This is a genomic window from Pseudomonas sp. PAMC25584 (genome assembly GCF_058135675.1).
In genome coordinates this window covers 5235588-5248587 of record NZ_CM176870.1, presented here as the reverse complement: position 1 = coordinate 5248587, position 13000 = coordinate 5235588, and the positions used below count along the sequence as shown (strand labels likewise).

Annotated in this window: 3 protein-coding genes, 2 tRNA genes and 2 rRNA genes; all 7 read left to right on the top strand. The window is 60.6% G+C overall.

Annotated features, from left to right (window positions below; translation table 11 throughout):
* The first annotated feature begins 20 nt into the window (after positions 1–20).
* The 7 genes from ACS5Q8_RS24505 to recD all read left to right on the top strand — a co-directional run bounded on the left by ACS5Q8_RS24505 (position 21) and on the right by recD (position 12939).
* Positions 21–97 (top strand) — tRNA-Ile (locus ACS5Q8_RS24505).
* Between the two features lie 27 nt (positions 98–124).
* A tRNA-Ala gene (locus tag ACS5Q8_RS24500) sits at positions 125–200 on the top strand.
* Between the two features lie 249 nt (positions 201–449).
* Positions 450–3340: ribosomal RNA gene (locus ACS5Q8_RS24495) — 23S ribosomal RNA — on the top strand.
* A 157-nt stretch (positions 3341–3497) separates the two neighbouring features.
* Positions 3498–3613 (top strand): 5S ribosomal RNA (gene rrf / locus ACS5Q8_RS24490).
* Positions 3614–3749: 136 nt separating this feature from the next.
* On the top strand, positions 3750–7202 hold the full coding sequence (recC, locus tag ACS5Q8_RS24485) for an exodeoxyribonuclease V subunit gamma (protein ID WP_426100272.1): 3453 nt from the start codon (positions 3750–3752) through the stop codon (positions 7200–7202).
* A complete protein-coding gene (gene recB, locus ACS5Q8_RS24480; RefSeq protein WP_465159521.1) occupies positions 7199–10873 on the top strand; it encodes an exodeoxyribonuclease V subunit beta in 3675 nt (1224 codons plus the stop codon). Before recC ends, recB begins: the two co-directional genes overlap by 4 nt.
* A complete protein-coding gene (gene recD, locus ACS5Q8_RS24475; protein WP_443693816.1) occupies positions 10870–12939 on the top strand; it encodes an exodeoxyribonuclease V subunit alpha in 2070 nt (689 codons plus the stop codon). The genes recB and recD overlap by 4 nt, the downstream gene beginning before the upstream one ends.
* Positions 12940–13000 lie beyond the last annotated feature (61 nt).

The window sequence follows — 13000 nt, the reverse complement described above, 5'->3', positions numbered from 1 at the left end:
ATAAGAAGCAGCCCGAAATTGGGTCTGTAGCTCAGTTGGTTAGAGCGCACCCCTGATAAGGGTGAGGTCGGCAGTTCGAATCTGCCCAGACCCACCAATTTTGTGTGGGAACCTGTAGAAATACGGGGCCATAGCTCAGCTGGGAGAGCGCCTGCCTTGCACGCAGGAGGTCAACGGTTCGATCCCGTTTGGCTCCACCACTACTGCTTCTAGAAGTTGAAAGCTTAGAAATGAGCATTCCATCGTAATGATGGTGAATGTTGATTTCTAGTCTTTGATTAGATCGTTCTTTAAAAATTTGGGTATGTGATAGAAAGATAGACTGAACGTTACTTTCACTGGTAACGGATCAGGCTAAGGTAAAATTTGTGAGTTGCTCTTAATTGAGTATTATCGAATTTTCGGCGAATGTCGTCTTCACAGTATAACCAGATTGCTTGGGGTTATATGGTCAAGTGAAGAAGCGCATACGGTGGATGCCTTGGCAGTCAGAGGCGATGAAAGACGTGGTAGCCTGCGAAAAGCTTCGGGGAGTCGGCAAACAGACTTTGATCCGGAGATGTCTGAATGGGGGAACCCAGCCATCATAAGATGGTTACCTTACACTGAATACATAGGTGTAAGGGGCGAACCAGGGGAACTGAAACATCTAAGTACCCTGAGGAAAAGAAATCAACCGAGATTCCCTTAGTAGTGGCGAGCGAACGGGGACTAGCCCTTAAGTGGCTTTGAGATTAGCGGAACGCTCTGGAAAGTGCGGCCATAGTGGGTGATAGCCCTGTACGCGAAAATCTCTTAGTCATGAAATCGAGTAGGACGGAGCACGAGAAACTTTGTCTGAATATGGGGGGACCATCCTCCAAGGCTAAATACTACTGACTGACCGATAGTGAACTAGTACCGTGAGGGAAAGGCGAAAAGAACCCCGGAGAGGGGAGTGAAATAGATCCTGAAACCGTATGCGTACAAGCAGTGGGAGCCTACTTGTTAGGTGACTGCGTACCTTTTGTATAATGGGTCAGCGACTTATTTTCAGTGGCGAGCTTAACCGAATAGGGGAGGCGTAGCGAAAGCGAGTCTTAATAGGGCGTCTAGTCGCTGGGAATAGACCCGAAACCGGGCGATCTATCCATGGGCAGGTTGAAGGTTGGGTAACACTAACTGGAGGACCGAACCGACTACCGTTGAAAAGTTAGCGGATGACCTGTGGATCGGAGTGAAAGGCTAATCAAGCTCGGAGATAGCTGGTTCTCCTCGAAAGCTATTTAGGTAGCGCCTCATGTATCACTGTAGGGGGTAGAGCACTGTTTCGGCTAGGGGGTCATCCCGACTTACCAAACCGATGCAAACTCCGAATACCTACAAGTGCCGAGCATGGGAGACACACGGCGGGTGCTAACGTCCGTCGTGAAAAGGGAAACAACCCAGACCGTCAGCTAAGGTCCCAAAGTTATGGTTAAGTGGGAAACGATGTGGGAAGGCTTAGACAGCTAGGAGGTTGGCTTAGAAGCAGCCACCCTTTAAAGAAAGCGTAATAGCTCACTAGTCGAGTCGGCCTGCGCGGAAGATGTAACGGGGCTCAAACCATACACCGAAGCTACGGGTATCACTTAGGTGATGCGGTAGAGGAGCGTTCTGTAAGCCTGTGAAGGTGAGTTGAGAAGCTTGCTGGAGGTATCAGAAGTGCGAATGCTGACATGAGTAACGATAATGGGTGTGAAAAACACCCACGCCGAAAGACCAAGGTTTCCTGCGCAACGTTAATCGACGCAGGGTTAGTCGGTCCCTAAGGCGAGGCTGAAAAGCGTAGTCGATGGAAAACAGGTTAATATTCCTGTACTTCTGGTTATTGCGATGGAGGGACGGAGAAGGCTAGGCCAGCTTGGCGTTGGTTGTCCAAGTTTAAGGTGGTAGGCTGGAATCTTAGGTAAATCCGGGATTCTAAGGCCGAGAGCTGATGACGAGTTAACTTTTAGTTAACGAAGTGGTTGATGCCATGCTTCCAAGAAAAGCTTCTAAGCTTCAGGTAACCAGGAACCGTACCCCAAACCGACACAGGTGGTTGGGTAGAGAATACCAAGGCGCTTGAGAGAACTCGGGTGAAGGAACTAGGCAAAATGGCACCGTAACTTCGGGAGAAGGTGCGCCGGTGAGGGTGAAGGACTTGCTCCGTAAGCTCATGCCGGTCGAAGATACCAGGCCGCTGCGACTGTTTATTAAAAACACAGCACTCTGCAAACACGAAAGTGGACGTATAGGGTGTGACGCCTGCCCGGTGCCGGAAGGTTAATTGATGGGGTTAGCTAACGCGAAGCTCTTGATCGAAGCCCCGGTAAACGGCGGCCGTAACTATAACGGTCCTAAGGTAGCGAAATTCCTTGTCGGGTAAGTTCCGACCTGCACGAATGGCGTAACGATGGCGGCGCTGTCTCCACCCGAGACTCAGTGAAATTGAAATCGCTGTGAAGATGCAGTGTATCCGCGGCTAGACGGAAAGACCCCGTGAACCTTTACTATAGCTTTGCACTGGACTTTGAATTTGCTTGTGTAGGATAGGTGGGAGGCTTTGAAGCGTGGACGCTAGTTCGCGTGGAGCCAACCTTGAAATACCACCCTGGCAACTTTGAGGTTCTAACTCAGGTCCGTTATCCGGATCGAGGACAGTGTATGGTGGGTAGTTTGACTGGGGCGGTCTCCTCCTAAAGAGTAACGGAGGAGTACGAAGGTGCGCTCAGACCGGTCGGAAATCGGTCGTAGAGTATAAAGGCAAAAGCGCGCTTGACTGCGAGACAGACACGTCGAGCAGGTACGAAAGTAGGTCTTAGTGATCCGGTGGTTCTGTATGGAAGGGCCATCGCTCAACGGATAAAAGGTACTCCGGGGATAACAGGCTGATACCGCCCAAGAGTTCATATCGACGGCGGTGTTTGGCACCTCGATGTCGGCTCATCACATCCTGGGGCTGAAGCCGGTCCCAAGGGTATGGCTGTTCGCCATTTAAAGTGGTACGCGAGCTGGGTTTAGAACGTCGTGAGACAGTTCGGTCCCTATCTGCCGTGGACGTTTGAGATTTGAGAGGGGCTGCTCCTAGTACGAGAGGACCGGAGTGGACGAACCTCTGGTGTTCCGGTTGTCACGCCAGTGGCATTGCCGGGTAGCTATGTTCGGAATAGATAACCGCTGAAAGCATCTAAGCGGGAAACTAGCCTCAAGATGAGATCTCACTGGGACCTTGAGTCCCCTGAAGGGCCGTCGAAGACTACGACGTTGATAGGTTGGGTGTGTAAGCGCTGTGAGGCGTTGAGCTAACCAATACTAATTGCCCGTGAGGCTTGACCATATAACACCCAAGCAATTTGACTACTCGAAAGAGCATCAGATTGCGGTGTGTGAAGACGAAACGAACCGAAAGTTCGAATCTCACAAAACACCGAAAGCTATCACATACCCAATTTGCTGAAGCGAGGCCAGCTGGCCACGACTCAGTACCCGAATTTCTTGACGACCATAGAGCATTGGAACCACCTGATCCCATCCCGAACTCAGCAGTGAAACGATGCATCGCCGATGGTAGTGTGGGGTTTCCCCATGTGAGAGTAGGTCATCGTCAAGATTAAATTCCAGAACCCCTGTTTGCTTACGCAGACAGGGGTTTTGTTTGTCCGCTCGAAAAGTGCGAAGAGGCTCATCGCGATAGTCTTCAGTGCTAAAGTCCACGCCTCGATTTTGCTTTTGCCAAGGAAGCCGTTATGCCGGATGCGACGCCTCTCAGCGCAGGATTCATGGTGGTTCACGGCAACCGCCTGGACGAATTGCGCAGCCTGGTGGTCAGTTGGATGCGCCGTTATCCCCTGGCCCCTCTGGAAAATGAAATCGCCCTGGTACAGAGCAACGGCATCGCCCAATGGCTCAAACTGGCCCTGGCCGAAGATCCGGAAGATGACGACATGGGCGGCTGCGGCATTGCTGCGGCGATCGACGTGCAACTGCCCGGTAGCTTCATGTGGCAGCTCTATCGCATGGTCCTGGGGCGCGACGAAATCCCGCCCAAGTCCCTGCTCGATAAAGCCCCGCTGACTTGGCGCCTGATGCGCCTGCTCCCCGAGCTGATCAATCAACCGTACTTCGAGCCGCTGCAGCGCTTCCTCACGGACGACAGCGACCTGCGCAAACGCTACCAGCTCGCCGAACGATTGGCAGACCTGTTCGACCAATATCAGGTCTATCGCGCCGACTGGCTGGAAGATTGGGCCGCTGGCCGCCATCAACTGCGTAACGGCCGAGGCGAATCCAAACCCCTCGACGCCGCGAACTGCTGGCAAGCCGAATTATGGCGTGCCCTGCTGCTGGATGTGGGGGAAGCGGGCATGGCGCAAAGCCGCGCCGGTGTGCATCAGCGCTTTATCGAACGGATCAACAGCCTTGAGCAAGCGCCGCCAGGGCTGCCTTCTCGAGTGATTGTTTTTGGCATTTCCTCATTGCCCGCGCAAGCACTCGAAGCGCTCGCCGGCCTGGCGCGCTTCAGTCAGGTCCTGCTCTGCGTGCACAACCCCTGTCGCCACCATTGGTCCGACATCGTGGCCGACAAAGATTTGCTGCGTAACGAATACAAACGCCAAGCACGCAAAGCCGGCATGCCGGTCACCATCGATCCGCAGACCCTGCACCAGCATGCGCATCCGTTGCTCGCCGCCTGGGGCAAACAGGGCCGTGACTACATTAGCCTGCTCGACAGCTACGACGATCCCAACAGCTACCGCGCTGCATTTCGCGACGGCCGCATCGACCTGTTCAGCGACAGCGAACCGACCACACTGCTCAACCAGCTCCAGGACGATATCCTCGAACTGCGCCCCCTCAACGAAACCCGTGACGTATGGCCCGCCGTCGATCTGCAGCGCGATACCTCCATCCGCTTTCACATCGCCCACAGCGCCCAACGCGAAGTGGAAATCCTCCACGACCAACTGCTCCAACGCTTCAGCGCCGACCCCGCGTTGCGTCCCCGCGACATCATCATCATGGTCCCCGACGTCGACAGCTACGCGCCGCACATTCGTGCAGTGTTCGGCCAGTTGGACCGCAGCGATCCACGCTTCATCCCCTTCACCCTCACCGACCAAGGCCAACGCGGCCGCGACCCGCTGCTGATCGCCGTCGAACACCTGCTCAAGCTCCCCGACAGCCGCTTTCCGGTCAGTGAAATTCTTGACCTGCTCGACGTCCCGGCTCTGCGCGAGCGCTTCGCCATCAAGGAACGCGACCTGCCCACGCTGCATCGTTGGATCGAAGGCGCCGGCATCCGCTGGGGCCTCAACGCCGAGCAGCGTGCCGGTCTTGGCCTGCCCCACGAACTCGAGCAAAACAGCTGGCGATTTGGTTTGCGGCGGATGCTGCTGGGTTATGCCGTGGGCACGGGTGTCGCCTGCGACGGTATCGAGCCCTACGACGAAATCGGTGGCCTCGACGCGGCCTTGATCGGTCCGCTGGTCGCGTTGCTCGACGCACTCAGCGACGCCCATCAAGCCTTGTCACAACCTGCGGTTCCGCAAGAATGGGGCGAGCGCCTGCAACGCTTGATGCAGCTGTTTTTCCTGCCCAGCAGCGAACACGATGACTACCTGTTGGGCCAGCTCGAACAGCTCAGGGAAACCTGGCTGGAAACCTGCGAGTCCGTCGGCCTGCAGGACGAGTTACCGCTCACCGTAGTCCGCGAGGCGTGGCTCGCCGGCCTTGACCAAGGGCGCCTGTCCCAGCGCTTTCTCGCCGGAGCTGTCAATTTTTGCACCCTGATGCCGATGCGCGCGATCCCGTTCAAGCTCGTCTGCCTGCTCGGCATGAATGACGGCGACTACCCCCGCGCACAACCCCCGCTGGATTTCGACCTAATGGGCAGCGACTACCGCCCCGGCGACCGCTCACGTCGCGAAGACGATCGTTACCTGCTGCTCGAAGCCCTGCTGTCAGCCCGCGACCAGCTCTACATCAGTTGGGTCGGCCGCAGCATTCGTGACAACAGCGAGCGCCCGGCATCGGTATTGATCGGCCAACTGCGCGACCATCTCGCCAGCGGCTGGCACCACGCCCAAAGCGACGCACCGCTGCTTGACGCAATGACCCAGGAACACCCGCTCCAGCCCTTCAGTGCGCGCTACTTCCACACCGGTGACCCGCTGTTCAGCTACGCCCGCGAATGGCAGTTGCTACACGAGGTGACCGATGCGCCGGCGGACAACACCGAACTCGCTGCCCATCAACAGGAAGAACCCCTGAGCCTCGGCCAGTTGCAGGACTTCCTGCGCAACCCGGTCAAACACTTCTTCAGCCAGCGTCTGAAAGTATTCTTCGAAGCCGCCGAAGTGCCGCTGGCCGATGAGGAACCCTTTGTCCTCGATGCCCTACAACGCTACAGCTTGAGCGACAGTTTGCTGAACGCTGCGCTGAGCCAGCCCGATCATATCGACCAGGCGCTCAGCGCCCAGGCCCGTCGCCTGCAAGGCAGTGGCCTGCTGCCCATGGTCGGTTTCGGCGAGTGCCTGCGCAACGAACTGATCGAGCCCTTGCCTGGCCTGCTGCAACGCTATCAACAACTGCTGGCCCTTTGGCCCACGCCACACACTGGGGCGGAACCGATCAGTTTCGAGCATCAAGGCATTCAGCTCGAAGGCTGGATCAGCGGCCTGCATCGGCGTAGTGACGGCGGGTTGTTGAGTGTCACCACGATCCCCAACAGCATCGGTTCGATCAAGACCCGCAAGTGGCATCGGCTGATTCGCCCTTGGGTCAACCACCTGGTCGCCTGCGCCTGCGGCCTGCCGTTGAGTACCGCGCTGGTGGCCAGTGACGACACCTTGCTGCTGGCCCCGTTGGAGCCCTCCAGCGCCCGGGACATCCTCGGCGACCTGCTGCTGGCCTGGCACATCGGCATGGCGAAACCGCTGCCCGTCGCGGTCAAAACCGCGTTCGCCTGGCTCGGTCAAACCGACCCGGCCAAAGCCGCGGCGGCCGCGAGTAAAGCCTACGAAGGTGATGGCATCAACACCGATGGCGAACGCCGCGAAACCCCCGCGCTCACCCGGCAATTCCCCGACTACGCGGCCCTGGTGGCCAGCGAAGAATTCGAAGGCTGGTGCGAAACCCTGTATCGCCCCCTGATCAACGCCCCCTGGCGATCACTCACTGGCGAGGAGGCCGGCGCATGAGCAGCAAACCCTTGGCCCTGGCCTTCCCGCTCAAAGGCAGCCAGCTGATTGAAGCCAGCGCCGGCACCGGCAAGACCTTCACCATTTCTGCCCTGTACCTGCGCCTGGTGCTCGGTCACGGTGGCGATGACGCCGGCTTCGGCCGCGAACTGTTACCGCCGCAGATCCTCGTGGTGACCTTCACCGACGCCGCCACCAAAGAGCTGCGCGAACGCATCCGCATCCGCCTGGCCGAAGCTGCGCGGTTCTTCCGCGATGAGATCCAACCGCCCGACGCCCTGATCGCCGAACTGCGCGATCAATACGCGCCCGAGCAGTGGCCCGCCTGCGCCAACCGTCTGGACATCGCTGCGCAATGGATGGACGAAGCCGCCGTTTCGACCATCCACAGTTGGTGCCAGCGCATGCTGCGCGAACACGCCTTCGACAGCGGTAGTCTGTTCACCCAGACCCTGGAAACCGACCACAGCGACCTGCTCGGCGAAGTGCTGCGTGACTACTGGCGCCTGTTCTGCTACCCGATGCACGACGATGCGCTCAACTGGGTCCGCAACAACTGGGGCGGCCCGGCCGCGCTGATGCCACGGGTGCGCGCGCTGTTTGGCAGCGAACGGCCCACCGGTGAAAGCCGCGAGCCGGCCGAGCTGATCAGCGCGTGCCTGCAGGAACGCCGCGACGCCCTGGTCGCCCTCAAAGCGCCGTGGCAGCAATGGGCCGGCGAGTTGCGCGACCTCTGCCTGCAAGCCGTCGCCGCCAAAGCCGTCGATGGGCGCAAGATGCAAGCGCGTTACTTCGAACCCTGGTTCGAAAAAATCAGCGCCTGGGCCGCTGACGAAGCCCTCGAACAGCTGGACATCGGCACCGGCTTCACCCGCCTGACCCCGGACGGCATGGCCGAAGCCTGGAAGGGCGAGCCGCCGCATCACCCGGGCATCGACGCCATGGCCAGCCTCAAGGCCAGCCTGGATGCGTTGCCAACCCCCGACGCCGCCGTGTTGCAACACGCCGCCGCGTGGGTCGGCAAACGCTTCGAAGATGAAAAACGCCGGCGCGCCGAAATGGGCTTCGACGACATGCTGATCCGCCTCAACGCCGCCCTGCAAACCGACGGCGGCGAGCGTCTGGCCAGTGTGATCCGCGAGCAGTTCCCGGTCGCCCTGATCGACGAATTCCAGGACACCGATCCGGTGCAGTACAGCATCTTCGACAGCATCTACCGCATCGAAGAAAACCACCTCGACAGCGGCCTGTTCCTGATCGGCGACCCCAAGCAAGCGATCTACGCCTTCCGCGGCGCCGACATCTACACCTACCTGCGCGCACGCCAATCCACCACCGGCCGCCACCACACCCTGGGCACCAACTTCCGCTCCAGCCACCCGATGGTCGAGGCGGTCAACCATGTGTTCCAGCGTGCGGAAACCGGCCGTGGCGCGTTTCTGTTCCGTAAGCCGAGTGGCGAAAACCCGGTGCCGTTCCAGCCGGTGCTGTCCCAAGGCCGCAAGGAGCAACTGCAGGTCGATGGTCAGACGCTACCCGCGCTGAACCTCTGGCACCTGCCCACCGATCAGCCGATGTCCAACGCGGTTTATCGTCAGCAACTGGCCGCTGCCTGCGCCACACAGATTGTCGAGTTGCTCAACGGAGGGCAGCAAGGCAGTGCGGGTTTCCTACAAGCAGACGGCAGCTTCAACGGCGTGTTGCCGTCGGACATCGCCATCCTCGTGCGCGACGGCAAAGAAGCCCAAGCCGTGCGCGGCGAGTTGGCCGCCCGTGGCGTGCGCAGCGTGTACCTGTCGGACAAGGACTCGGTGTTCGCCGCCCAGGAGGCGCACGACCTGCTGGCCTGGCTCAAGGCCTGCGCTGAGCCCGACGTCGAACGCCCGCTGCGCGCCGCGCTGGCCTGCGTCACCTTGAACCTGTCACTGCCCGAGCTTGAGCGTCTGAACCAGGACGAACTGGCGTGGGAAAGCCGGGTGATGCAGTTCCGCGGCTACCGTGCGATCTGGCGCAGCCAAGGCGTGCTGCCGATGCTGCGTCGCCTGCTGCACGACTTCAAACTGCCGCAAACCCTGATCGCCCGCAGTGATGGCGAGCGCGTGCTGACCAACCTGTTGCACCTCAGCGAACTGCTGCAACAGGCGGCCTCCGAACTGGACGGCGAACAGGCCTTGATCCGCCACCTGGCCGAACACCTCGCGCTGTCGGGGCAGGCCGGTGAAGAACAGATCCTGCGCCTGGAAAGCGACGAGCAACTGGTCAAGGTGGTGACCATCCACAAATCCAAGGGCCTGGAATACGACCTGGTGTTCCTGCCCTTCATCTGCTCGGCCAAACCGGTGGATGGCAGCCGCTTGCCGCTGCATTACCACGATGCCAACGGCAAATCGCAGGTCAGCCTGCGCCCGACCACCGAGTTGATCGCCCAGGCCGATGACGAGCGCCTGGCGGAAGACCTGCGTCTGTTCTACGTCGCCCTGACCCGCGCCAAACACGCGTGCTGGCTGGGTATTGCCGACCTCAAGCGCGGCAATAACAACAGCTCCGTGCTGCACCTGTCGGCCCTGGGCTATTTGCTCGGCGCCGGTGCCGCGCTGGCTGAGTCCGCCGGCTTGGCGCGCTGGTTGCTGGATCTACAGGAAGGCTGTTGCGCCGTGCATTACGCGCCGGTGCCCGAATCACAAGCCAGCCTCTTCTACCCGCCGCGTAACGAAGCCACGTTGCTGGCGCCCCTGCTGCCCAAGCGCAAGGCTGCGGAAAACTGGTGGATCGCGTCCTACAGCGCTTTGCGCATCGGCGACAGCATGAGCGCCGCCAGCCTCGAAGCGCCGGAAAGCCCACAAGCCCAGAAGCTGTTCGACGACGAACGCCTCGACCCTGACGCACCGCGTGAAGTGGCGGCGTCGGGCAGTGATATTCACCGTTTCCCACGCGGTCCTAACCCCGGCACCTTCCTCCATGGACTCCTGGAATGGGCGGGCGAAGACGGTTTCGACGTGACCGCGCAGGCGATCGAAAAGGCCGTGGGCGCGCGCTGCAACCGCCGCAATTGGGAAGGCTGGATCATGACCCTCAGCGGTTGGCTCGGCCATCTGCTGCAAACGCCACTGCCGCTGGATAACGATCAGGTCACGCTCAGCGGCCTGCAGCACTACCAGATCGAAATGGAGTTCTGGTTCGCCAGCCATAAAGTCGACGTGCTCGCCCTCGACAAGCTGGTGTGCGAGTACACCCACAACGGCGTCTCCCGCGTCGCGGCAGAACCGGTGTTGCTCAACGGCATGTTCAAGGGCTTTATCGACCTGACCTTCGAACACGACGGCCGTTATTACGTGGCCGACTACAAATCCAACTGGCTCGGCCCCGATGATTCGGCCTACACCCAGCAAGCCATGGAACAGTCGATCCTTGAGCATCGGTACGACCTGCAATACGTGCTTTACCTGCTGGCCCTGCATCGCCAACTCAAGGCGCGCCTGGCGGATTACGACTACGACCGGCATGTCGGCGGCGCGCTCTATCTGTTCCTGCGCGGCACTCGGGCCGCCAGCCAGGGGGCGTACTTCACGCGGCCGCCACGCGCGCTGATCGAGAGCCTGGACCTGATGTTCCAAGGCCAATCGTTACCGCCCAAGGCTGAGCCCGCCTGGGAACAAGGAGTGTTGCTATGAGCCTGTCGCCGTTACCGCTGGAGGCGCTGATGCCCCTCAGCCGCGCCGCCGACCTGGTGCAACTGTTCGAGCGGTGGGTCGAGCGTGGCTGGCTGCGCGCGCTGGATAAGGCGTTCGTCGGCTTTCTGCACGAACTCGATCCACAGGCCGACCCCTTGGTGTTGCTGGCTGCGGCCCTGACCAGCCATCAACTGGGCCACGGTCATGTGTGCCTGGACCTGTTCGAAACCCTCAAGGCGCCGGATTTCGCCCTGTCGCTGCCGCCCGAAGGCGACCTGCAAACCGGCGCCATGCTGCTGCCGTCGCAACTGCTCGATGGCCTGGACGGCGGCCATTGGTGCCACGCCCTGGCCACCAGCCCGTTGGTCGCGTTGGCTGTCGACGGCAGCGAGGCCGCGCAAAGCCGCCCGTTGGTGCTGTCCGGCAAACGCCTGTACCTGCGCCGCTATTGGACCTACGAACGGCGCATCGACAGCGCCTTGCGCTTGCGCCTGGCCACAGAAGAAAACCTCGCCGCCGATCTGCCCCAGCGCCTGAATGGCCTGTTCGACCAACCGCCGCCGGATGGCGTGATCGACTGGCAGAAACTCGCCTGCGCCCTGGCCACGCGTGGTGCCTTCAGTATCGTCACCGGCGGCCCCGGCACCGGCAAGACCACCACCGTGGTGCGCCTGCTCGCCCTGTTGCAGGCGCCGGCCGTGGAAGCCGGCAGCCCGTTGCGCATTCGTCTGGCGGCGCCCACCGGTAAAGCCGCCGCACGGCTCACCGAATCCATCAGCCAGCAAGTGCTGTCGCTGAAAGTGCCTGACAGCGTGCGCGAAAAAATCCCGACCCAGGTCACCACCGTCCACCGCCTGTTGGGCAGCCGCCCGGGCACCCGCCATTTCCGTCACCACCTGGGCAATCCATTGCCGCTGGATGTGCTGGTGGTGGATGAAGCCTCGATGATTGACCTGGAAATGATGGCCAACCTGCTCGACGCCTTGCCGCCCCACGCACGCTTGGTGCTGCTGGGCGACAAGGACCAGCTCGCCTCGGTCGAGGCCGGCGCCGTACTTGGCGACCTGTGCCGCGACGCCGAGGCCGGCTGGTACAGCCCCGACACCCGCCAATGGCTACAAGCGGTCAGCGGCGAAGACCTCAGCAGCAGCGGCCTGCAGGAAGACCGCGACGGCAGCCACCCGCTGGCCCAGCAAGTGGTGATGCTGCGCTACTCGCGGCGCTTCGGCGAAGGCAGCGGCATCGGCCAACTGGCGCGCTGGGTCAACCAGCAAAACGCCGAAGAAGCGCGGCGGTTGCTGGCCGCCGGCAGCCACCGCGATTTGTTCTGCGTCAGCCTCAAGGGCGAACACGACCACGCACTGGAGCGCCTGGTGCTGGATGGGCCGGGCGACGGCGCCGAAGGCTATCGTGCTTACCTGAACCTGCTGCACGCTGCGCGTCCACCGGCCGACACCCTGCGTGACGACCCCGCCTGGACCCACTGGGCACAACAACTGCTGCAAGCCTTTGACGCCTTCCAACTGCTCTGCGCCGTGCGCAAGGGCCCTTGGGGCGTGGAAGGGCTGAACCTGCGCATCACCGCCGCCTTGCGCAAAGCGCGGCTGATCGACAGCGATGAGCAATGGTACGAAGGCCGCCCGGTGCTGATGACTCGCAACGATTACGGCCTGGGCCTGATGAACGGCGATATCGGCATCGCCCTGAAGCTGCCCGAAAGCGACGGCGGCTCCCACGTGTTGCGCGTGGCCTTCCCACGTAACGACGGCCAGGGCGGCGTGCGCTTTGTGCTGCCCAGCCGGCTCAACGACGTGGAAACCGTGTACGCCATGACCGTACACAAATCCCAGGGCTCCGAGTTCACCCACACCGCGTTGATCCTGCCGGATGCGTTGAACCCGGTGCTCACCAAAGAGCTGATCTACACCGGCATCACCCGCGCCAAGCGCTGGTTCAGCCTGATCGAGCCACGCGGCGGGGTATTTGAGGAAGCCGTGCGGCGCAAGGTCAAGCGCCTGAGCGGGTTGATGCTGGAGTTGGGCCATGAGCCAGGAAAAACGGACTGATCGGCCCTTAGGTATTTCTGATTCGAACGTCTGATTTTTCTGAAAAAATAGCGGGACCCTT

Coding starts and splice junctions, on each gene's coding strand:
- recC (WP_426100272.1), top strand. CDS start 3,750: ATGCCGGATGCGACGCCTCTCAGCGCAGGATTCATGGTGGTTCACGGC.
- recB (WP_465159521.1), top strand. CDS start 7,199: ATGAGCAGCAAACCCTTGGCCCTGGCCTTCCCGCTCAAAGGCAGCCAG.
- recD (WP_443693816.1), top strand. CDS start 10,870: ATGAGCCTGTCGCCGTTACCGCTGGAGGCGCTGATGCCCCTCAGCCGC.